A 20,585-nucleotide genomic window follows, 5' to 3' on the forward strand; every position below is an offset into this window, starting at 1 on the left:
CCCAGCTTTTCATCGCGTCTCAGCGGCCTGGGCGATTCGGCGTGCGGGAGGATCTGAGCGGGAACGGCACACGCCGGATGCCGCGCCCGTAGACCTGCCACAGCTCGCCCGCGAACAGTTTCATGAAGGCCGCCAAACCTGCAGCCCGCGCCGGACCCTCCGCTCGGAACGTCGTCAACTGCTTCGCGAAATCGAGCGGCCGGATGTACAGGATGCCGGCCCCAACCACGCCATGCTCCGCTGCCACGGAGTCCGCTGCCACGGAGTCCGCTGCCACGGAGTCCGCGTCCGGCCGCTTGGTGTCGGCGTCCGGTGGCACGTGCCCGCGAAGGATGGTGGCGTACAGGATGGTGGTATCCGGCCAGAGGTCGAAGCCCGCCTCATTGTGGATCTGCTTGTACCCGGTAAACGTGAACGGCGTGCCCCCGGGATCGCGCAGCCACAAGCGGTACAGCATGCGCCGGGCGGGGCGCCCGTCCGTGGATTCGTCTTCCACGAAGAGGTTGAACCAGCCACGCTCCACGGGCATGCGGCCCCCGAAATAGTCGGCCAGGACGTAGCCCTCTGCCTTGGCGGGATGGCTCGGATCCGCGACAAACGCCTCCATGTCCTCGGCGATGATGGTGAGCTCGAACATGATCTTCCGGCTCCGGTCCCGGCCGAGCATGCGGCCTTTCTCCGGGTCGGAAAGGCCGGGACTGAACCAGCCGTGCATCTGCTCGGTGAATCGAACCGAGGTGGCAGGTGACGGACCCGCTGCGGGCGCCGTCAGCCCCCGAGGGCTCGCCTGGGGAGCGTCGGTGGCGCCAGGAGCCGGACCCGCACCGGGCGGGGTCAGGCCGCGTGGGCTCGCTTCGGGAGCATCGATGCCGCCGGTAGCCGCGCCCTTACCACGCCGCGTCAGCCCGCGGGAGCTCGCTTGGGGAGCGTCGGTGCCGCCAGGAACCGCGCCAGCGGGCTGTTCCTTACGCGCCCCTTTGCCTTTGGTAGCGTCAGGCGCCAGTGCCCGCGGTGCGCTCGCTCCGACGTCGACGACGGCGCCCGCCGCCTCCGCCTGCGAGGTCGCCGGACTGCCGTGGCCCTGGTCGGCAACTTCCGCAAGGGCGCCTTCCGCAGCCACGTCCTCCCCAGCCGCGTCCTCCCCAGCCGCGTCAGAGGGCGCGATGCCGCGATGTCCGGCAGCCCGGCGTCGTTCCCTTGCTGCGCCCTCATCGAGGATCCGGGCACACGCCCGCTCGGCGAACGCCGCGATGGTCAGGGACGGGTTGGCACCCACAGGACCGGGCATCGCCGCCCCGTCCACCACGAACAACCCCGGATAACCGAACACTTCGCCATAGGAATCACACACGGCTTCGCCGGGATGCCGCCCTGACGGTGCCCCGCCGATCGGGTGCACGGTGATGACGCGCTTGGCCCACCACAGCGGGTTGTCCACGAAGTTCCCGTCCAGGTCCTTCGCGATGGACTCCATGGTTGCCCGGACGCGACCGAAGTACTCCTTGGAGGTTGCCATGGTCCACGCAATGGCGAGCCGCCCATCGTTCAGGGTCATGACACCGTCGGGGATATCCCTGCCCATGCCCAGCAGCGGCACCGAACTGGCTGACAACCTGCCATCGCCCAGCGCCGCGGCAAGGTCTGCGGAGACGTTGGAGCGGCCGGCCTCGAAAAGCCTGTCCTTCAGCAGTTGCCCGGCAACCCGGGCGGTGCGCATGGCCGCAGTGCGTAGTTGGGCCGTTTCCATGAGCCAGTTGATGAAGGCCGGGTACCCGGCGTCCTCCACGTAGTAGCCGCGACCGTCGCCGTCGTCGTCATTCGCGTCCGGAACCCTGATCGCCGTCGTAATCACCGGCCCCCGGCTGCCGGTGAGGGTCCGCACGCCGGGGCGGGATCCGTTGGTGGCCGGTGTCTTGGCGTCCATGATGAAGGTCAGGAGGTCTCCGTTGCCGCTGAAGCGGGTGCCCAGGGTTTCGCTCAGGGCGGGGAGCGAGCCACGGTTGCGCAGGAGCAGGAAATTGGTGCCGAACGTGCCCGCCCCGAGGATCAATCGGGTGCAACGGATGATCTGTTCGGTGAGGAGTTCGCCTTGGTTCTCCGGATGATGGACGACGTAACGGACTTCGTAACCGCCGCCGGGCAGGGGCCTGATGCCGCGGACATCATGGAACGTGCGGACATCTGCACCTTTGGCGGCCGCCGCCGAGATGTAGTTGTGGTCCAGCGTGTTCTTGGCGCCCGCGTTGCAGCCGATATCGCATTCGCCGCTGAGCGTGCAGGTGGTGCGGACGGTGTTGGGACCGTGGACGCTCCCGTACTCCGGCAAGGGCAGGGGATGGTTGGTCCGCGGGTCTCCGCCCGGGGTGGGCGCGAACGTCACGGCGATCGGTGGGCGGCTGATGGACAAGCCCAACGTCGCAGCAGTGTTTTCCATCGCCTGGGTCTTGGCTGTGTCCTTCCATGGATAGGGGACCGGCTGGAGCATGGCCTCGGCGGCATCGTAGTAGGGGTCCAGGTCTTCGCGGGTGAAGGGCCAGTTTTCGTAGCCGCCGCCCGGGATGGGGGACTCGTTCACGAACCACTTTTCATCCTTGCGCAGCAGCACGTTCGCGTAGATGAGCGAGCCGCCGCCCAAACCACTGGACACCAAACCTTCAGTGCCGCGGAAGGTCCAGGCGTCGAACAGACCGTAGAGGCCGCGGTCCGGGTCCCAGAAGTTCCGGCCCATTTCCGACGGCGACCGGGCGAAACTCCCCGGCGGATACGGCTTGCCGCGTTCCATGAGCACCACGGACTGCCCGGCTTCGGCCAGGCGCAGGGCAGCCACCGAGCCGCCGAAGCCCGAGCCCACCACCACAGCATCCACTGTCTCAAGGCTGCCGCCGTGGCGTGACCGATCGATGCCGGGTTCCGGACCCGTACTCCCAGTGTTCGCGTACCCCAGACGAACCATGGCCGTTCCCCTCAAACGAGAGCTGACCTGGAGTTACCCGAACGTGGCCGGGCGATGCCTCCGCGGATTATGGCCCTTATGTTCCCACCGGTCCGGGAATCTGTCCATGAGGTGGAGTAATCCGGGTGTAGACCATGTCGAAGTCGTGCTCCAGCGGTCCGCCGGGATACGTGCCGCGCTCCAAGCGTGCGGTGATGGTCTTCCCATCGTCGCTGATGCGGCCCACGAAGCGTTGCGGCCAATCCGGACCGTCCCGGAACAGCGTCCAGACGTTGTCTTTGAGCGTCATGTCGTAGATGCGCGCTACCCCTCGCGAATCGAAGTAATGCTGCTGGAACGCCCCGTCTGAACCGGTTGCCCCGATCACGCTCACTGCGTTGGGGTACTCCGGGCGTTCCACCGTTGAACGCTGGATCAGGAAGCCGCCGCCTTCCAGCCACTCGAACGTGGTCCGGCCCTGGGTCTCCGCGCTGGGAATGGTGGTCTCCCATGTGCCAAGCAGGATGGTCAGTTGCTCCAAGGTGGGTTCCGGTTCGCGTGCCATGGCGTCCCTCTTTTCGTGGGTATGGACAGGTTCAGCGTAGGACGCGGGACCGGCACGGCATAGGGTCGAGGCATGAATCATCCTTCTCAGGTAGCTGTGCTCACGGGAGCAGGGAGGCGTCGTTCCATCGGCGCCGCGCTGGCCACGGGCCTTGCCCGCGATGGCTGGAACCTCGTCCTCAACCACTGGAAGCCCTACGACGACCGGCTCGGCCTCGAGGCGTCACCCGACGATGCCGCCGCCATTGCCGCCGAATGCCGCGAACTGGGTGCCGCCGTCGAACTCGTCCCGGGCGACCTCAGCGATCCCGCTGTTCCCGCGGCGCTGGTTGCCGCAGGGCAGGAATTGGGTCCGGTGACCGGCCTGGTGATGTCCCACTGCGAGTCGGTGGACAGCAGTATCCTCAGTACGTCCGTGGACAGCTGGGACCGTCACTTTGCCGTGAACGCCCGCGCGACGTGGCTGCTCATCAAGGCGCTCGCCGAGCAACTGCCCACGGTGTCCGACGGTGTTGCGGGTGCGCGGATTGTGGCGTTGACCAGCGACCACACCGTCAACAACCTGCCCTACGGCGCCAGCAAAGGCGCCCTGGACCGGATCGTGACGGCGGCCGCCGTGGAACTGGCGGACAGGGGAGTGCGCGCCAACGTGATCAACCCGGGACCGATCGATACCGGCTGGATGGACGACGCCGTTCGCGGCTGGGCGGTCGGGGCGACTCCTGCCGGACGCCTGGGCACACCCGCCGACACGGCCAACCTGGTGCGGTTCCTGTTCTCCGACGCCGGCTCATGGGTCAACGGCCAGATCCTGCACAGCAACGGTGGCTTCAACGTGGCCTGAATCCGTGACCATTCCGTTGATCCGGTGGCAGGATGGGCGCATGAGCCAAGTTACCTGTGACCTCACCGTGTCCCTTGACGGCTTTGTAGCCGGTCCCGACCAGTCCATGGAGCAACCCTTGGGTGCCGGTGGCGAGACGTTGCACCGCTGGCAGTTCCAGGAGCGCGATACCAATGCTGCGGAAGTGGCCGGGATCCTCGAAGCCGGCGCGTACATCATGGGCAGGAACATGTTCGCCGGTCCTGGCGAAGGGGTATGGCCGGCCGATTGGCGTGGCTGGTGGGGTGAGGAGCCGCCGTACCATGCTCCGGTCTTCGTGCTGACCTCCCACGCCCACGAGCCCTTGGTCATGGAGGGCGGCACGACCTTCCACTTCGTGAACGACCCCATCGAATCGGTGCTGGCCCGTGCCCGCGAGGCTGCGGGCGGGAAGAACGTGGCGATTGCCGGTGGAGCGTCGACGGCCCGGCAGTTCCTGGCGGCGGGCCTCATTGACGAGCTTCGGCTCCACGTCGCTCCGGTCATCCTTGGCGGCGGCGAGCGCCTGCTGGACGGCGTGGGCGAGCTGAAGCTTGAGCCCTTGGACGTGCGGGGGACCCGGCTGGTTTCGCACCTTCGCTACAAAGTGGGCTAGGGCTTTTCCTGGTTGGCTGCTTCCTCGATCCAGTCAACGGCCTCGTCGGGAAAGCAGGATCCCTCTGTTTGCCCAGCTGCCCACCAAGGATCCGCGGCGCCCGGACCACCCGCTGCTGCGATCTCAGCGACGATGTCCGGGCGAACGGCGTCACCGTTGTTGTTGATGAGCCAATCCTGTGTAGCGGCCGTTAGCTTCGGCCACCAGTGCTCAATGGCCTTCGGGGGAGTAGTCATGGTCGGGAGTCTCCCACGCCGGGGCTGCGTGGTCGATCCCTTGTACTGGGAAGGAAGTCAGCCTCGAGCCAGGCCGCTGATGATGGTGGCCACGGCAGCGAAGGCTGCCACGAAGGCCCAGTACTGCATGGGGAGGAAGAACAGGCTGTGCCGGTTGAAGAATCCCCGTCGCGCAGTCTCGGCTTCGTACTTCCACTGTTCTTCTGCTTGGGCATGCGCCTCTTCGATGGACCGCGGTGCGGCCAGGCCGGGGAATTGATACGCTCCCACCTCTACCATCCGGTTGAGCTCCTGGGCACGCAGATTAACGGCCTTCTCATAGGCCTCCTTGGGCATGGTCTGGTTGAACCATTTGCCCAGATACCAGATCCCCGCCGCTCCGGCAGCAAACCCCACCCCTACGGCAATCAAGTTGCCGTGCGAAAGGCTGCCGGCCAAACCGCCACATACTGCAAACACCAGAATCACCAGGATTCCCCAACCTCTCCAAATAATCACTTCATTAGCGTAATTTATGGGGAGGGATGCGCTGGCCAGTCCCGCACGCCAACTCGCGGGAGAACGGCGAATCCGCCGCAAGCTTCCCAGCGCCCAGGCAGCGTTGCCCCGACCCCGGCGAGCCCGCCCGAAGGCCACAATGTCTGCCACCCGATGTACACTCAGTTATCGAACATATATTCGAATAAAGGTGTGTTGTGGGCGTGATAGTCGGCCCCCGTGTGCTAGATGCGGGCTTCTCTCTTTTGTCGGTCCTGTTGGCTCCGGTCCCGGTGGCAGCTGGGTTTCCGTCGCCCGCGCAGGACTACTTCGACGGCCGGATAGACCTCAATGAGCACCTCATCAAGGACGTCACCAGCACCTTCGTGGTGCGCGTGACCGGCCAATCCATGGAGGGTGCGGGAATCAGCGATGGCGACGAGTTGATCGTCAACCGCGCGCTGGAACCCAAGGACGGCTCCGTCGTCGTCGCTGTCCTTGATGGCGAGTTGACCATCAAGAGGCTGCGCGTCACGAAGTCCGGGGTGGTGCTCCAGGCTGATAACCCGAAGTTTCCGGACATCCGGGTGGGAGCGTTGTCGGAATTGACCATTTGGGGCGTGGCCACCACGTGCCTGCATCACATTTGAGGAGGCCGGGCTGTTGAGCGCCGGAGCACCAGTTGCGGCATGAACTTCCGGTCCGCGGGAGGTCCGTCCGGGTTGGCGAGGCGCTCCAGGGCAACCTCCCCGGCTGCCTCCCCGAGCTGTACCGCGTGCAGGTCCACCGAGGTGAGGTCGATTCCGTGCAGCCGCGCGGTGCGGGAGTTGTCGTAGCCGATCAGCGAGAGGTCCCCGGGAATGGAGATACCCCTGGCGTAGGCGGCTTCCCGTGCGCCGAGGGCCAGTTGGTCGTTGTGGCAAAAAAGAGCCGTCGGCCGGTCTGCTTGGTCCAGGATCCGGGCCGCGGCGCGTTCTCCGGAGTCCTGGGTGAAGTCGTCCGCGCATACCGTCTGCGGGACCAGGCCGGCGTCCCTCATGGTTTGCTCATAAGCGCGTCGACGCACCAGATGGCCGTCGTAGGCAAGTCCTGCCAGGTGGGTGATCCGCGTGTGCCCAAGTCCCAGGAGGTGCTCGGTGGCCACGCGGGCGCCGTACGCATCGTCCGAATAGACGCTGTCCACGCCCTCCACCGGTCGCGTCACACTCACCAGCGATACGCTTCGCGCCATCTCGTGGACGTCATGGTCCGGGTCCAGGAGGGTCGCGGCGATGATGATTCCCACCCGGGCCTCGATCAGCGACTCCAGCGCCCCGCGGTCCTCGCCGTCGGCAGATCGCGAAACGCTCAGGATCAACCTGTTGTGTTGCTGTGCCAAGGCTGTCCGGACTCCGCTGAGGATATCGGCGTAGATCTCGTTGCGGATGTCCATGAGGTAAAGCCCGACGGCGGAACGGTGCTTGCGTGCCAGATCGGCGGCTACGGCATTGGGCCGGTAACCAAGACGCCTCGCGGCTTCGAAGATCGCTTCCTTGGTTTCGCCGCTGACCCCGGGCGCTCCGCGGAAGGCGAAGGAGACGAGGGTGCGAGACACGCCGACTTCACGTGCAACGTCACTCTGCGTCGCAGCCCGGCGCTGCTGGTTCTCGGATGCCATGGGGATCATCCTGCCATGAAGACAAAACCGAACAATTAAGGTCATTTGTTAGTTTGACCTTACATTTAAGTCTTTCGCGCGTTAGTCTTGTGTCAGAGCGGGAGAGTATGACCCGCAACACACTGACAAAGGAGTCCTGATGTCTGCTACGCAAACTCAACGGGAGAGTGCCCATAACGCGGCCCTGCCCCCGTTGACCAACGGCCCGCACCGCAAGCGGTTGGGCCTGGTAGCTCTGGTCGCCACGTTCGGCGGCCTCCTCTTTGGTTACGACACGGGTGTGATCAACGGGGCACTCCGGCCAATGACGGTCGATCTCGCCCTGACGCCCCTGACGGAAGGAATCGTCACCAGTTCCCTGCTGTTCGGCGCCGCAGCCGGCGCTGTGGCCGGAGGAAGGCTTTCCGACGGGTGGGGGCGGCGGAAGACCATCATCCTCCTGGCAACGCTGTTCTTCGTCGGAACCATTGCCTGCGTCTTCGCGCCAAGTTTCGAAGTCATGGTGCTGGGCCGGATCATCCTGGGCCTGGCCGTGGGTGGCGCCTCAACCGTTGTGCCGGTCTTCCTGGCGGAGCTTGCGCCCTACGAAATCCGTGGATCCCTGGCCGGGCGCAACGAACTCATGATCGTCATCGGCCAGCTCGCCGCGTTCGTGGTCAACGCCATCATCGGCAACATCTGGGGTGAATTCGGCGGAGTGTGGCGCATCATGCTCGCCGTGGCAGCCCTGCCCGCCATCGCCTTGTTCTTCGGCATGCTCAGGATGCCCGAATCGCCGCGTTGGCTCATCTCCAAGGGCCGCACCCGCGAGGCGTTGGCTGTCCTGAAGACCATCCGCTCCGAGGAACGCGCCGAAGCCGAGATGGCCGACGTCAAGCACCTCGCGGACGAAGAGAAAGCCTCCAAGGCAACGTCCTGGGCGGCCCTCAAGGACAAATGGATCCTCCGCATTATCCTGGTGGGCATCGGGCTGGGCGTTGCCCAGCAGCTGACCGGCATCAACTCGATCATGTACTACGGCCAGTCCGTCCTGGTGGAAGCCGGTTTCGATTCCAGCGCCGCCCTGATCGCAAACATCGCGCCCGGTGTGATCGCCGTCGTGGGTGGTGTCATCGCCCTGACGTTGATGCAGCGCGTCAACCGCCGCACCACGCTGCTCCTCGGCTTCACCCTGACCACCATCTGCCACTTCCTCATTGGTATCGCGTCGATCGTCCTGCCGGTTGGCAATGCTGCCCGTCCGTTCGTGATCCTGTTCCTGGTGGTGGCGTTCGTGGGCTCCATGCAGACCTTCCTCAACATCGCCGTATGGGTGATGCTGTCCGAGATCTTCCCGCTCCATGTCCGCGGCTTCGCCATTGGCCTCTCGGTGTTCTGCCTCTGGATCGCCAACGCCCTCCTTGGCCTGTTCTTCCCCACGCTCGTGGCCGGCGTCGGCATCACCGGAACGTTCTTCCTGTTCGGCGTGGTGGGAATCCTGGCGTTGATCTTCATCTACACGCAGGTCCCGGAAACCCGCGGCCGCACCCTCGAAGCCCTCGAAGAAGACGTCACCACCGGCGCCATCTACCTGGTCCACAAGAAGTAGCCACCCCACCCAACTGGGTCGCAGTTAAGCGCGTTTTGAACCGTCAGAACGCGCTTAACTGCGACCCAGTTGGGTGCTGGGCGTTAAGAACGCGTCAAGATCTGCGCCTGCCGCGTTAAGGAACCGTAAGGAACGGCAAGTGGCCGGTTTTTGAGGAGTTGACTTTCATCTGTCCCGCAAACGGGACCTGATGAAAGGACGTTCCAGTGGCCGACCTGGCTGTTGTGGGGATTCTCATGGTGTCCATGGGAACCGTGATGTGGGTTGCCCATTTATTGGGCCGGATGATCGACAAGGACGGGCCGGTGAGTGGGCGGTGACTATCGACGCTGTGATCTGGATCGGCCTGCTCGTGGCCGGACTGGTGCTCCTCGGGTACCTGGTAGCTGTCTTGGTCAATCCGGAAAAGTGGTGATCCGGGGTGGTCTTCAATACCCTCTCCTTCCTGACCCAGGTTGCCGTGCTGTTGGTGGTCCTGGTCCTGCTGCATAAGCCCCTTGGCATCTACATCGAACGGGTGCTCGCCGGGACCACATCCTCGCGCGCAGAGAACATGTTCTATCGCCTGGCCGGAGTGGACCGCACCGCCGAACAAGGATGGTCTGTGTACTTGCGCAGCGTCCTGGTGTTCTCCGCGGTGTCCATCCTGGCGGTCTTCCTGCTGCAGCGGCTCCAAGGCATCATCCCGGGAACGGGGCCCTCAACTCCCGTGGATCCGTGGGTGGCCATGAACACCGCGATCTCCTTCGTGACGAACACCAACTGGCAAACCTACGTCCCCGAGTCCACCGTGGGGATATTCGTCCAGATGTGCCTCCTGGCGGTACAAAACTTCCTCTCCGCGGCCGTGGGCATCGTTGTGGTTGCCGCCCTCATCCGGGGCATCACCCGAACCCGCACGGACAAACTCGGCAACTTCTGGGTAGACCTTGCCCGGACCACGTTCCGGCTCCTCCTGCCTTTGGCCACCATCGGTGCGGTGGTGCTGGTGCTTGGCGGCGTGGTGCAGAACTTCTGGTCCGCTGATGTCACCAACGCGGCCATGGGTGTCAGCCAAACCATCCCCGGTGGTCCCATAGCCTCACAAGAGGCCATCAAGGTCCTGGGGACCAACGGTGGCGGCTATTTCAACGCCAACTCCGCCCACCCCTTCGAAAACCCGAACGCCTTCACCAGCCTGTTCCAGGTGTTCCTGATCCTGCTCATTCCGTCTGCCCTGCCGTACACCTATGGGCGGATGGTGGGTGACCAACGCCAGGGATTCACCGTTGCGGGCGTCATGGGCGCCCTGTGGCTGGGTTCCACGCTGCTCATGGGCGCTGCGGTTGCTGCCGGACAAGGTACCGCGACGGCGGCTGCCGGCGGCCTGGGCGAGGGTTTCGAACAGCGTCTTGGACCGGCGTCGAGCGCTTTGTTCGCCGCCTCCACCACCTTGACCTCCACGGGCGCAGTCAACGCCGCACACGACTCGCTGCCACCCTTGGCCGGAGGTGTGGCCATGGTCAACATGATGCTCGGCGAGGTGGCTCCCGGCGGCACCGGCTCAGGACTGTACGGCATGCTCATGCTGGCCATCATCGCCGTGTTCATCGCCGGACTGATGGTGGGCCGGACACCAGAGTTCCTGGGCAAGAAGATCGGCCCACGCGAAATGAAGCTGGCGGCCCTCTATATTTTGGTCACGCCCACGCTGGTCCTGGTCTTCGCAGCCATCACCGTCCTCCTGCCCGGAATCATGGCCAACGCCCCGGCCTCCGGCCCGCACCAGTTCAGCGAAGTCCTGTACGCCTTCACCTCTGGTGCCAATAACAACGGCTCCGCGTTCGGCGGCATCACGAGTTCCGGACCCTACCTGTCCACCATGCTGGGCCTGGCCATACTGTTCGGACGCTTCCTGCCCATCGCCCTGGTCCTGGCGCTCGCCGGTTCCTTGGCAAGGCAACACCACGTGCCCGCGTCGTCGGGAACCGTACCAACGCACGGTCTGCTGTTCGGGTCCCTCCTGATGGCAGTCACCGTCATCCTCACCGCGCTCAGCTACTTCCCGGCCCTGGCCCTGGGCCCCCTCGCAGAAGGACTCGTCGCATGACCAAGTCATTGACGGAAGCCGCCACGGCTACACTTGCCGACGGCAACCCGCTGGGAACGCCCGGCGAACACAAACACCACACCAAAGCGCCCGCCAGGCTCACGCTCACGGCAGTACGCGAGGCCCTGCCCGTAGCCTTCCGGAAACTGGCCCCGCGCCAGATGCTGCATTCACCGGTCATGTTCACGGTGTGGGTGGGGGCGGCCCTCTGCACACTGATCTGCGTGGCGCGGCCCGCGGTCTTCAGCATCGCCATCACGCTGTGGTTGTGGCTGACCGTTCTGTTCGGCACGTTGTCCGAGGCCATCGCCGAAGGACGCGGAAAGGCCCAGGCGGACAGCCTGCGCGCCAGCCGGGAGGGCGTCATGGCCAAGGTCCGTTCAGCGGACGGCACCATCAGGGAAGTTCCAGGAACCGAACTCCGGCTCAACGACACGGTGGTGTGCGAGGCCGGCGATGTCATCCCTTCGGACGGAGAGATCATCGAAGGCCTGGCGAGCGTGGACGAATCCACCATTACAGGTGAGTCCGCTCCGGTGATCCGGGAGTCCGGCGGCGACCGGTCCTCGGTGACCGGCGGAACGCGGGTCCTCTCCGACCGGATCGTGGTCCGGATCTCGGCCGAACCCGGCGAAACCTTCATTGACCGCATGATCAAACTCGTGGAGGGTGCCGTGCGGCAGAAGACGCCCAACGAGGTGGCCCTCCACGTTCTCCTGGTCTCCCTGACCGTGGTTTTCCTCATCGTGACCATGAGCCTTGCCCCGTTCGCCTCGCTCGCCGGTTCCACGCCGTCGCCCATTGTGCTCACAGCGTTGCTGGTGTGCCTCATCCCCACCACGATTGGTGCGTTGGTGCCGGCCATCGGGATTGCCGGCATGGACCGGCTCGTCCAGCACAACGTGCTGGCAACCTCGGGACGCGCGGTCGAGACGGCTGGTGACATCACCGCCCTGCTGCTCGATAAGACGGGGACCATCACGTTCGGCAACCGTCGCGCCGTGGAGTTCCGCCCGGCGTCGAACGTTGGCCGGCAGGACCTGGTCGAAGCCGCCCGGCTGTCCAGCCTCGCGGATGAAACGCCTGAGGGTCGGTCCATTGTGGAACTGGCTGATGGGTGCGGAAGCAACGGCCCGGGGCTGGAAGAACTCCAGGCTGCGGACAGCGCGCTCGAGGTGGTGCAGTTCAGCGCCAGCACCCGCATGAGCGGCTTGGATACAGGCGGACGGATGCTCCGGAAAGGTGCTTCCGCCGCGGTTGCTGCCTTTGTGACTGAGGCCGGCGGCGCCGTGCCCGCTGACGTTGATGAGGCCGTACGCCGGATCTCAGCCAGCGGCGGGACCCCGCTGCTGGTCGCCGAGAAGAACCACGACGGCGGAGCCCGGGTCCTGGGAACCGTCCACCTTGCGGATGTGGTCAAGCCGGGCATGACAGCACGCTTCGCTGAACTGCGGAAGATGGGCATCCGCACGGTCATGATCACCGGCGACAACCCCGTGACCGCAGCAGCCATTGCCGCCGAAGCAGGCGTGGACGATTTCGTGGCCGAAGCCACCCCCGAGGACAAACTCGAGGTCATCCGCCGCGAACAGGAACAGGGCCGGCTTGTGGCCATGACCGGCGACGGAACCAACGATGCCCCGGCGCTCGCCGCTGCCGACGTAGGGGTCGCCATGAACTCCGGCACACCCGCCGCCAAGGAAGCGGCGAACATGGTGGACCTGGACTCGGATCCCACCAAGCTCATCAACATCGTGGGCATCGGCAAACAATTGCTGATCACCCGCGGAGCCCTCACTACATTCTCCGTGGCCAACGATGTTGCCAAGTACTTCGCGATTGTCCCGGCCCTCTTCACGGCGGCGTTCCCGGGACTGGGCCTGCTCAACATCATGGGACTGGCCACGCCTGCCTCGGCCATTCTTTCCGCAGTCATCTTCAACGCGCTGATCATCGTGGCCCTCGTGCCGTTGGCGCTGCGTGGCGTGAAGTACCGTGCGGTTTCGGCGAGCCAGGCACTGGGCAGGAACCTCTTGGTCTATGGACTGGGAGGCCTGGTGGCGCCGTTCATCGGCATCAAACTCATTGACATGCTCATCGCCCTCATCCCCGGCATGGCTTAGGAGGCCCCCATGAAGACGCTCACTGGTTACGTCCGGCAAGCAGCAACAGCCCTGCGCTTCCTGGTGCTGGCCACCGTTGTGCTCGGTGTCGCCTACCCACTCGCCGTGTTCGGCGCGGGCCAACTGACGGCACCGTTCCAAGCAAATGGTTCGGTTATTCACGACGCCGAAGGGCGGCCGGCTGCCTCGGCGCTGCTGGCGCAGGTGGCCGCCACCGCGGACGGCGTGCAGGACCCTGGGTGGTTCCATGCACGGCCGTCGGCGGTCGGCTGGGATGCGGCCACATCGTCCGCGAGCAACCTGGGTCCCAACGAGCAAGAGCTGCAGGACGCGGTGACGGCCAACCGGAACGCCGTGGCTGCGGGCGAGGACGTGGCACCCTCCCAGGTCCCGGCCGATGCCGTGACGGCGTCGGGATCGGGCCTTGATCCGGAGATCTCCGTGGACTATGCCATGCTGCAGGTCCCGAGGGTGGCCCGGGCCCACGGGCTGCCCGAGGGCTCTGTACGGTCCATGGTGGAGGCGCGCACGAGTTCCGGCGTGGTGGCCTTCCTGGGCCAGCCAAGCGTCAACGTCGCCGCGTTGAACCTCGGCGTGGCCGCGGCCGGAAGCAAGTAACCAATGGTTCACCGAGTGAAAGAATGACGTCATGGCAAGGGGTACGCTGCGCATTTTCCTGGGGGCCGCCCCGGGCGTCGGGAAGACCTACGCCATGCTCGAGGAAGCCCACCGCCTGAAAGGCCGGGGCGAGGACGTGGCCGTGGCTTTCGCCATGGACCACGGTCGGATGGAGACACGCGCCCTGCTGGATGGGCTGGAGGTCCTTCCGTCGAAGGCCATGGATTACCGGGGAACCTCCTTCGAGGAGCTCGACGTCGACGCCGTCCTGGCACGCAGGCCGCACACCGCCGTCGTGGATGAATATGCCCATTCGAACGTGCCCGGCAGCCGGAACCCGAAGCGCTGGCAGGACGTCGAGCAACTGCTCGACGCAGGCATCGATGTCCTGTCCACCGTCAATGTCCAGCACCTGGCATCCCTGGGCGACGTGGTCACTGCCATCACCGAGGTGAAGCAGGCCGAAACCGTGCCTGATGACGTGGTCCGGAAGGCCTCCCAGATCCATCTGGTGGACATTTCGCCGGAGCTTCTCCGCCAGCGGCTCGGCGACGGACGGATCTATGCGGCGGACAAGATCGATGCCGCCCTGTCCAACTACTTCCGCCTGGGCAACCTCACGGCATTGCGCGAGTTGGCACTGTTGTGGCTGGCGGACAGGGTGGACGAAGGCCTGGCACGCTACCGGGCCGAGAACCGCATTGAGGCAAGCTGGCCGGCCAGGGAACGGATCGTGGTGGGGCTCACGGGGGGACCCGAGGGTGAGGTCTTGATCCGGCGGGCAGCCCGCATCCTCAAGCGGGTCAATGGCGGGGACCTCCTGGCCGTCCACGTCCGGGCCTCGGACGGCTTGGCCACGGAGTCGCCCAAGGACCTGCGGACACAACGCACCCTGGTCAAGGACCTGGGCGGCAGCTATCACACTGTGACGGGGGAGGACCCGGCCACGGCCTTGCTGGACTTTGCCCGCAGCGTCAATGCCACGCAGATCGTGGTGGGGGTTTCGCGACGGAAGTCGTTGCCGGGGCGCTTGTTTGGCGGAGTAGGCAACAAAGTGGTCCGTGAGTCGGGCGATATCGATGTCCACATGGTTTCGCATCCCCTCGGGGGCCGCGGCCGGGAACGCCCTCGCCAAGGTGATCTGGGCCGGATGCGGGTTGGCATCGGATTTGTGCTGGCCGTGGTGCTGCCCGTGCTGGTGCAGGTGCTGTTGGCGGCCAGCCCCACCCACAACATCGCCACCGCCGCACTGATCCAGCTCACCGGTTCCGTAGTGGTGGCGTTGGTTGGCGGGCTCTGGCCAGCCCTGCTCGGTGCGCTGTGGAGCAGCCTGCTGCTGAACTACTTCTCCGTCCCTCCCTTGGGAACCCTGACCATCAGCGATCCCCAAAACCTGCTGGCCCTGCTGGTCTTTGCCGGTGTTTCCACGGCCGTGGCCGTAGTGGTGGACCGCTCGGCGCGTCGGTCCAAGGAAGCCTCGCGCGCCCGCGCGGAGGCCGAGACGTTGGGCGACCTGACCCGCGGGGCCTCCGTTGCGGAGGACCCCGTGCAAGGCCTGTTGGAGCAAGCGACGGCGGTGTTCCAGGTTCGGCGGGCGGCACTGTATACCGCGGCCGCAGACCCTGATACCACCGGCGAAAGCGCCGACACACAACGGTGGCGCCTCACTGCGGCAGCAGAATCAGGGCCAGCGGAATCCGGGTCAGGGCAACCCCCTGCGGGTTCCCCCGGGCCTTCTCTTTCGGGCTCGCCAGCGGTTTCTCCCGCTCCGGATTCTGTGGAGACCGTGGAACAGATCGACGCCGGCACGCGCCTGGTCCTCACCGGAAGGGCCCTGCCTGCCAGCGACAGGCGCCTCCTGGGGGCCTTCGGGGCACATCTTGCGGCCTTGCTGGAACGTCGCCAACTGGCAGCAAGCCGACGGGAAGTGGTGCGCCTGGCCGAGAGCAACAGCATGCGCACGTCCATCCTTCGGGCGGTTTCCCACGACCTCCGCACTCCCTTGGCCGGGATCAAGCTGGCCGTTGGTGGATTGCGCCAACCTGGCGTCACGTACACCAAGGATGAAGAACAGGACCTGCTGGCCACCATCGATGAATGCTCGGACCGCCTGGACGTCCTGGTGGGAAACCTGCTGGACATGTCCCGGATAACCTCCGACTCCGTGACCCCGCTGCTGAAGCCGGTGCGCTGGTCCGAGGTAATACCCGCATCCCTCCATGGAGTTCCCGCGGGTACAGTGCGGGTGGACCTTCCTGCCAACATGCCGGAGGTGGAAGCCGACGCCGGCATGCTGGAACGGGTGATCGCCAACATCGTGGAAAACGCCGTCAAGTACGCGCCCAACACAGACATCGTGGTGGTGGGCGCGGCCGGCGGACTGAGCACCGTGGCACTGAACGGGCGACCTGCCGGTGAGCTGCGCGTCATCGACCACGGGCAGGGTGTTCCAGCGGCCAACGTCCTGCAGATGTTCCAGCCCTTCCAGCGCCTGGATGATGTACCCGCGGCCACCGGCGTTGGCCTGGGCCTGGCCGTAGCCAAGGGGTTTATCGAAGCCATGGCTGGAACACTCACTGCTGAGGAAACCCCGGGCGGTGGCTTGACCATGGTGCTCCGGCTGCCACTCTCCACCGGCTCGTTGTTTGTCCATCCCACCGGCCAGGCTCCCATGGAGGCACGATCAGTGCTGCTCCACCGCCATCACACTCCGCCGTTGCCAGCCAAGGAAGGGCTGCAGTGAACAACATCCTGGTGGTGGATGACGATCCCCATTTGCTGCGGGCCCTCGGCATCACGCTCAAAGCCCACGGCTATGCCGTGGCCACAGCTGCCGACGGCGAAGCGGCCCTGCACGTTGCCGCCCAACGGCCTGTCGCCGTCGTGATCCTCGACCTTGGCTTGCCGGACATGGACGGCACCGCCGTCATCGAACGGCTGCGGCAGTGGAGCAGCGTCCCTATCCTGGTGCTGTCCGCGCGGCACGGCTCCAACGATAAGGTGGAGGCCCTCGATGCCGGAGCGGACGACTACATCACCAAGCCGTTTGGCCTCGATGAGCTGCTGGCCCGGTTACGGGCGATCCTTCGGCGCAGCAACGAAGCCGGTCCGGAGTTTCCGGTGGTCGAAACGGGATCGTTCACCGTGGACCTCGCCAAGAAGCGGGTCAGCAGGGAAGGCCAAGACATCAGGATGACTCCTACGGAGTGGAACATCCTGGACATCCTGGTCCGCAACCCGGACAAGCTGATCACGCAGCAGCAACTCCTCAACGAGGTGTGGGGGCCGTCCTATGCCAAGGAAGGGAACTACCTCCGCGTGTACATGGCCCAGCTCCGTCGCAAGCTTGAAGCTGAGCCCGGCAATCCCCGCCACCTGATCACGGAGCCAGGGATGGGGTACCGGTTCGTTCCGTGAGTGGGGGACTACACTGAACACTCCGGACGAACTCACGCCGCGGACAACCTAGGAGGACTCCCATGAAAATCAGCGCCCGCAACCGCCTCAAGGGCACCATCACGGAGATCACCAAGGGAGCCACCACGGCCCACGTTCGCATCCAGATTGAAGGCTCGGTGATCACCGCATCGATCACCAACGAGGCAGTGGACGAGCTTGGCTTGGCGGTGGGCGGCGAAGCCTACGCCGTGGTTAAGGCATCCGATGTGATGATCGCCGTGGACGAATAGGTGTCCGTCAGGCCGCGTAGACCGTGATCGCCGTGGCCTTGATGACAAAATAGGCCTCTGATCCAGGTGCCAGGCCGAGTTCCGCGGACGCTGCCGGTGTGACATCTGCGGCGAGGTGTCCTGCCCGGACACGGATCAGGTCTCCGTGGGGTTCGAGGTCCGTGATGGTGACCTTGAACGAGTTCCGGGGGCTGCCGTGCCCGGCCGTTGCGTAGATCGAGACAGCCGACGGCGGAAAGGCTGCGGCTCCGGGGTTGCCGGGGAAGGCCGCGTCTTCGCGTTGTCCGGCGATCTCCAGGCCGTCATCCGTAGCCAGGCCGGATTCGGTGATGGTGCCGGTGAGCAAGTTCAGGCCGGACAGTCCCGCGGCAAACCGGCTGCGCGGACGCTCGAGGATTTCGCGGGTAGGGCCCTGTTCGATGATATGGCCGTCCTCGAGTACCACCACCCGGTCGGCGAGCATGAGGGCGTCAAGGATGTCGTGGGTGATGATGATGGCCTTGCGGTCTGCGAGCACCCGCTTGAGCAGGCGCCGCAGCAGGGGAGCGGCGTGTATGTCCAACGCGGCCATGGGTTCGTCGAGGAGGAGCAGCTCCGGATTGGTGGCCAATGCCCGGGCAACGGCGACACGCTGGGCCTGGCCGCCGGAGAGTTGGCCGGGACGCCTGGCGGCGAATTCGACGGCGTCAACCTCGCCCAGCCAATGCTGCGCAATCTGGTGGGCTTCCTTGCGGGACGCCCCGGCTGCGCGGGGTCCGAAGGCAACATTGTCCACGACGGTCAGGTGCGGAAAGAGCAGCGACTCCTGGGCGAGCAAGGCGGTGCCGCGGGCGTGCGGCGGCGTGAAGGTGCCGCCGTCGATGTCGAACAGGGTCCTTGCACCGATCTCCGCGTAGCCGGTATCCGGCCGGAGCAAGCCGGCCGTGATCCCCAGGAGCGTGGATTTGCCCGCCCCGTTGGGACCCAGGACGGCGACCGTTTCGGCCGGACCGATGTTCAGCGAAACGTCGAAGTTGCGGGCCTTCAAGGCCACGTTCAGGGTGAAGGTCATGCCGTAGCTGCCTCGGTGACGGGTTGGGTGCGGTAGCGCCGGTAGGAAAGCCCGACGACGGCGACGGCCACCGCTACCAGTACGAGGGAGAGTGCGACCGCGGCATCGGCGTCAGTTTCGCGTTGCAAGTAGATCTCCAGGGGGAGAGTGCGCGTGACTCCCTGCAGGCTGCCGGCGAATGTCAGGGTGGCGCCGAATTCGCCGAGGCAGCGGGCGAAGGACAGCACGGCGCCCGAGGCCAGTCCTGGCAGGACGAGCGGAATGCTCACCCGCCGCAGCACCGTGGTGGGACGGGCACCGAGAGTGGCGGCGACGGCCTCGTATTTGGTTCCCGCCGTGCGCAGGGCGCCTTCGAGGCTGACCACCAGGAACGGCAGCGCCACGAACGTCTGGGCGAGGACCACCGCGGTGGTGGAGAACGCTATCTGGATTCCCGCTACTTCCAGGGTCCTTCCGAGGAGTCCTTGGCGGCCGAAGGTGTAGAGCAGGGCGATGCCTCCCACCACGGGCGGCAGGACGAGCGGCAGCAAGACAAAAGCCCGCAGCAGGCGTTGCCCGGGAAAGCTTCCCCGGGCGAGTACCAGCGCCAGCGGAACGCCGAGAACGATGCACAGGAGCGTGCTGGCAGCGGACGTACGCAGGCTCAGGCCCAAGGCGGTCAGCGACGACTCCGAGGTGATGAGGGGAACGAACTGGGTCCAATTGACCTTGGCCACCATGGCCACCAGCGGCAGCAGAACGAAGAGTCCGCCTGCTGCCGCGATGGCGTAGATCCATGGTGGGATGCCGGTGTACCCGGTCCTGCGGCGTGATGGCATCCGTGCAGTCTACGGGGTGCCGAAGCCTGCGTCGGTGAGGACCTTCTTGCCTTCTGCGCTGGTTACGGCCGCGATGAAGGCCTTGGCCAGGTCCTTGTTCTTGCTGGCCCCGACCGTTGCGATCGGGTAGGTGTTCACGGCCTTGTCCGATTCGGGGAAGGGGATGCCCTTGACCTTGTCGCCAGCGGTCTTGACGTCCGTGACGTAGACCAGTCCGGCGTCGGCCTCCTGCGAGGTGACCTTGCCCAGGACATCGGTGACGGAGGACTCTTCACTGACCGGGGTCAGCGTGGTGCCCGTGGCCTTTTCGATGGTCTCAGTCGCTGAGCCACAGGGGACCTGCGGGGCACAGACGACTACCTTGACGCCGGACTTGGCGAGGTCGGCGAACCCTGCGATGTTGGCCGGGTTCGACGGCGGAACGGCGATCTCCAGGACGTTCGTGGCGAAGTTGGTCGCAGTCCCGTCGACGAGCTTCGCATCGGTGAGCTTGGTCATGTTCTTGGTGTCGGCCGAGGCGAAGACGTCGGCCGGGGCACCCTGGGTGATCTGGGTGACCAGGTCCGAGGAACCTGCGAAGTTCAGCGTGACCTTGGTGCCCGGGTTGGCGGCCTCGAAGTCCGAAGCGATCTTGGTGAACGTGGACTTCAGCGACGCAGCGGCGAACACGGTAACGGTTCCGGAGAGCTTGGCGCTTTCGGTGGCGGTGGCCGTGCCGGATGCGGCCGGGGTGGCGTTTCCTCCGCCGCAGCCTGCAAGGCCTGCGACGAGCGCGCCTGCGGCGAACAGCGTAGTGATGGTCTTGGGGGCGATCCTCATATGATGCTCTTTCCTTGGGGTGTTTCGATGATGACTGTGGTGGCTTTGACCACGGCGGTGGCCACTGAACCAAGTTCCAGTCCGAGTTCACGGACGGCTTCGCTGCTCATGAGGGACACGACCCGAAAGGGGCCGCACTGAAGCTCTACCTGCGCCATGACCTTGTCCGCCGTGATGCCGGTAACCAGTCCGACGAACCGGTTGCGGGCAGAACTGCCGATCTTGGTGGGGTCATCAGGTAGCTGCGCCTGTTCCCGGGCCAGGGTTGCGAGCTCAAGTCCGTCCACCGCGAGGCGGCCGGACTCGTCCTTGGTTGGCGTCAGGATCCCGTTTTCGGTCCAACGCCGGACAGTGTCGTCACTGACACCGAGGAAGCGCGCTGCTTCAGCGACTCGTATTTTGGCCATAAGACCAGAATATTCCCTGATATGCGGTTCAAACCAAGC

Annotated in this window: 20 protein-coding genes; 11 read left to right on the plus strand and 9 right to left on the minus strand. The window is 65.4% G+C overall.

Annotation, left to right across the window (positions count from 1 at the left end; all coding sequences use genetic code 11):
* Nucleotides 1–19 precede the first annotated feature (19 nt).
* Together ACIQTZ_RS09535 and ACIQTZ_RS09540 are read right to left on the minus strand one after the other, a co-directional pair.
* On the minus strand, nt 20–2,953 hold the full coding sequence (locus tag ACIQTZ_RS09535; protein WP_402979854.1) for a GMC oxidoreductase: 2,934 nt from the start codon (nt 2,951–2,953) through the stop codon (nt 20–22).
* A gap of 76 nt (nt 2,954–3,029) precedes the next feature.
* Nucleotides 3,030–3,497, minus strand: coding sequence for a hypothetical protein (locus ACIQTZ_RS09540; RefSeq protein ID WP_400330983.1), 468 nt, complete (start codon nt 3,495–3,497; stop codon nt 3,030–3,032).
* Between the two features lie 72 nt (nt 3,498–3,569).
* On the opposite strand from ACIQTZ_RS09540, the gene ACIQTZ_RS09545 reads away from it, so the two are divergent.
* Together ACIQTZ_RS09545 and ACIQTZ_RS09550 are read left to right on the plus strand one after the other, a co-directional pair.
* Nucleotides 3,570–4,340, plus strand: a complete 771-nt coding sequence (locus ACIQTZ_RS09545; RefSeq protein WP_402979857.1) for an SDR family oxidoreductase — start codon at nt 3,570–3,572, stop codon at nt 4,338–4,340.
* A 40-nt stretch (nt 4,341–4,380) separates the two neighbouring features.
* Nucleotides 4,381–4,974 (plus strand): dihydrofolate reductase family protein, encoded by a 594-nt coding sequence (locus ACIQTZ_RS09550; protein WP_400330988.1) that lies wholly within the window; start codon nt 4,381–4,383, stop codon nt 4,972–4,974.
* Here ACIQTZ_RS09550 and ACIQTZ_RS09555 read toward each other — a convergent pair.
* The gene (locus ACIQTZ_RS09555) at nt 4,971–5,210 is read right to left on the minus strand and encodes a hypothetical protein (RefSeq protein ID WP_400330991.1); all 240 of its coding nucleotides are present in this window, start codon (nt 5,208–5,210) and stop codon (nt 4,971–4,973) included. The genes ACIQTZ_RS09550 and ACIQTZ_RS09555 overlap by 4 nt on opposite strands.
* Before the next feature lie 57 nt (nt 5,211–5,267).
* Nucleotides 5,268–5,708: a hypothetical protein gene (locus tag ACIQTZ_RS09560; RefSeq protein WP_400330994.1), complete on the minus strand. Its 441-nt coding sequence runs from the start codon at nt 5,706–5,708 to the stop codon at nt 5,268–5,270.
* A gap of 197 nt (nt 5,709–5,905) precedes the next feature.
* Between ACIQTZ_RS09560 and ACIQTZ_RS09565 the strand changes: the two genes are divergently transcribed.
* Complete coding sequence (locus ACIQTZ_RS09565; RefSeq protein WP_400272103.1) at nt 5,906–6,337, plus strand: LexA family protein; 432 nt, start codon at nt 5,906–5,908, stop codon at nt 6,335–6,337.
* Here ACIQTZ_RS09565 and ACIQTZ_RS09570 read toward each other — a convergent pair.
* Nucleotides 6,328–7,344 carry a LacI family DNA-binding transcriptional regulator gene (locus ACIQTZ_RS09570; RefSeq protein ID WP_402979862.1) on the minus strand — a complete coding sequence of 339 codons (1,017 nt, stop codon included), beginning with the start codon at nt 7,342–7,344 and terminating at the stop codon, nt 6,328–6,330. The genes ACIQTZ_RS09565 and ACIQTZ_RS09570 overlap by 10 nt on opposite strands.
* A 139-nt stretch (nt 7,345–7,483) precedes the next feature.
* Here ACIQTZ_RS09570 and ACIQTZ_RS09575 point away from each other — a divergent pair, with 139 nt between their 5' ends.
* From ACIQTZ_RS09575 to ACIQTZ_RS09610, 8 genes are all read left to right on the plus strand, one after another.
* A complete protein-coding gene (locus ACIQTZ_RS09575) occupies nt 7,484–8,932 on the plus strand; it encodes a sugar porter family MFS transporter (RefSeq protein WP_402944225.1) in 1,449 nt (482 codons plus the stop codon).
* 316 nt (nt 8,933–9,248) lie between these two features.
* Nucleotides 9,249–9,347: a potassium-transporting ATPase subunit F gene (locus ACIQTZ_RS09580; protein ID WP_400331004.1), complete on the plus strand. Its 99-nt coding sequence runs from the start codon at nt 9,249–9,251 to the stop codon at nt 9,345–9,347.
* Nucleotides 9,348–9,353: 6 nt separating this feature from the next.
* On the plus strand, nt 9,354–11,021 hold the full coding sequence (gene kdpA / locus ACIQTZ_RS09585) for a potassium-transporting ATPase subunit KdpA (RefSeq protein WP_402979866.1): 1,668 nt from the start codon (nt 9,354–9,356) through the stop codon (nt 11,019–11,021).
* On the plus strand, nt 11,018–13,144 hold the full coding sequence (gene kdpB, locus ACIQTZ_RS09590; RefSeq protein WP_402979869.1) for a potassium-transporting ATPase subunit KdpB: 2,127 nt from the start codon (nt 11,018–11,020) through the stop codon (nt 13,142–13,144). The genes kdpA and kdpB overlap by 4 nt, the downstream gene beginning before the upstream one ends.
* A gap of 9 nt (nt 13,145–13,153) precedes the next feature.
* Entirely contained in the window at nt 13,154–13,762 is a 609-nt protein-coding gene (locus tag ACIQTZ_RS09595) for a potassium-transporting ATPase subunit C (RefSeq protein ID WP_402979872.1), read from the plus strand.
* A 31-nt stretch (nt 13,763–13,793) separates the two neighbouring features.
* On the plus strand, nt 13,794–16,505 hold the full coding sequence (locus tag ACIQTZ_RS09600) for a DUF4118 domain-containing protein (protein ID WP_400331016.1): 2,712 nt from the start codon (nt 13,794–13,796) through the stop codon (nt 16,503–16,505).
* Nucleotides 16,502–17,179 (plus strand): response regulator, encoded by a 678-nt coding sequence (locus tag ACIQTZ_RS09605; RefSeq protein WP_400331019.1) that lies wholly within the window; start codon nt 16,502–16,504, stop codon nt 17,177–17,179. Before ACIQTZ_RS09600 ends, ACIQTZ_RS09605 begins: the two co-directional genes overlap by 4 nt.
* 62 nt (nt 17,180–17,241) lie before the next feature.
* A complete protein-coding gene (locus ACIQTZ_RS09610; RefSeq protein WP_400331022.1) occupies nt 17,242–17,451 on the plus strand; it encodes a molybdopterin-binding protein in 210 nt (69 codons plus the stop codon).
* A gap of 7 nt (nt 17,452–17,458) precedes the next feature.
* On the opposite strand, the gene ACIQTZ_RS09615 is transcribed toward ACIQTZ_RS09610, so the two are convergent.
* From ACIQTZ_RS09615 to ACIQTZ_RS09630, 4 genes are read right to left on the minus strand one after another with little or no spacing between them, the layout of a single operon-like run.
* A complete protein-coding gene (locus tag ACIQTZ_RS09615) occupies nt 17,459–18,502 on the minus strand; it encodes a sulfate/molybdate ABC transporter ATP-binding protein (protein ID WP_400331026.1) in 1,044 nt (347 codons plus the stop codon).
* Nucleotides 18,499–19,320 (minus strand): ABC transporter permease, encoded by an 822-nt coding sequence (locus ACIQTZ_RS09620; protein ID WP_400331029.1) that lies wholly within the window; start codon nt 19,318–19,320, stop codon nt 18,499–18,501. The genes ACIQTZ_RS09615 and ACIQTZ_RS09620 overlap by 4 nt, the downstream gene beginning before the upstream one ends.
* 9 nt (nt 19,321–19,329) lie before the next feature.
* Entirely contained in the window at nt 19,330–20,139 is an 810-nt protein-coding gene (modA, locus tag ACIQTZ_RS09625; protein WP_400331032.1) for a molybdate ABC transporter substrate-binding protein, read from the minus strand.
* The gene (locus tag ACIQTZ_RS09630) at nt 20,136–20,546 is read right to left on the minus strand and encodes a molybdopterin-binding protein (protein ID WP_400331035.1); all 411 of its coding nucleotides are present in this window, start codon (nt 20,544–20,546) and stop codon (nt 20,136–20,138) included. The genes modA and ACIQTZ_RS09630 overlap by 4 nt, the downstream gene beginning before the upstream one ends.
* Nucleotides 20,547–20,585 lie beyond the last annotated feature (39 nt).

Source organism: Paenarthrobacter sp. NPDC090520, from assembly GCF_044769205.1.
GTDB lineage: Bacteria > Actinomycetota > Actinomycetes > Actinomycetales > Micrococcaceae > Arthrobacter.

What these genes read in the sequence shown, in the direction of transcription:
- ACIQTZ_RS09535 (WP_402979854.1), bottom strand. Translation starts at nt 2,953, where the DNA reads ATGGTTCGTCTGGGGTACGCGAACACTGGGAGTACGGGTCCGGAACCC.
- ACIQTZ_RS09540 (WP_400330983.1), bottom strand. Translation starts at nt 3,497, where the DNA reads ATGGCACGCGAACCGGAACCCACCTTGGAGCAACTGACCATCCTGCTT.
- ACIQTZ_RS09545 (WP_402979857.1), top strand. Translation starts at nt 3,570, where the DNA reads ATGAATCATCCTTCTCAGGTAGCTGTGCTCACGGGAGCAGGGAGGCGT.
- ACIQTZ_RS09550 (WP_400330988.1), top strand. Translation starts at nt 4,381, where the DNA reads ATGAGCCAAGTTACCTGTGACCTCACCGTGTCCCTTGACGGCTTTGTA.
- ACIQTZ_RS09555 (WP_400330991.1), bottom strand. Translation starts at nt 5,210, where the DNA reads ATGACTACTCCCCCGAAGGCCATTGAGCACTGGTGGCCGAAGCTAACG.
- ACIQTZ_RS09570 (WP_402979862.1), bottom strand. Translation starts at nt 7,344, where the DNA reads ATGGCATCCGAGAACCAGCAGCGCCGGGCTGCGACGCAGAGTGACGTT.
- ACIQTZ_RS09575 (WP_402944225.1), top strand. Translation starts at nt 7,484, where the DNA reads ATGTCTGCTACGCAAACTCAACGGGAGAGTGCCCATAACGCGGCCCTG.
- kdpB (WP_402979869.1), top strand. Translation starts at nt 11,018, where the DNA reads ATGACCAAGTCATTGACGGAAGCCGCCACGGCTACACTTGCCGACGGC.
- ACIQTZ_RS09595 (WP_402979872.1), top strand. Translation starts at nt 13,154, where the DNA reads ATGAAGACGCTCACTGGTTACGTCCGGCAAGCAGCAACAGCCCTGCGC.
- ACIQTZ_RS09600 (WP_400331016.1), top strand. Translation starts at nt 13,794, where the DNA reads ATGGCAAGGGGTACGCTGCGCATTTTCCTGGGGGCCGCCCCGGGCGTC.
- ACIQTZ_RS09610 (WP_400331022.1), top strand. Translation starts at nt 17,242, where the DNA reads ATGAAAATCAGCGCCCGCAACCGCCTCAAGGGCACCATCACGGAGATC.
- ACIQTZ_RS09615 (WP_400331026.1), bottom strand. Translation starts at nt 18,502, where the DNA reads ATGACCTTCACCCTGAACGTGGCCTTGAAGGCCCGCAACTTCGACGTT.
- ACIQTZ_RS09620 (WP_400331029.1), bottom strand. Translation starts at nt 19,320, where the DNA reads ATGCCATCACGCCGCAGGACCGGGTACACCGGCATCCCACCATGGATC.
- modA (WP_400331032.1), bottom strand. Translation starts at nt 20,139, where the DNA reads ATGAGGATCGCCCCCAAGACCATCACTACGCTGTTCGCCGCAGGCGCG.
- ACIQTZ_RS09630 (WP_400331035.1), bottom strand. Translation starts at nt 20,546, where the DNA reads ATGGCCAAAATACGAGTCGCTGAAGCAGCGCGCTTCCTCGGTGTCAGT.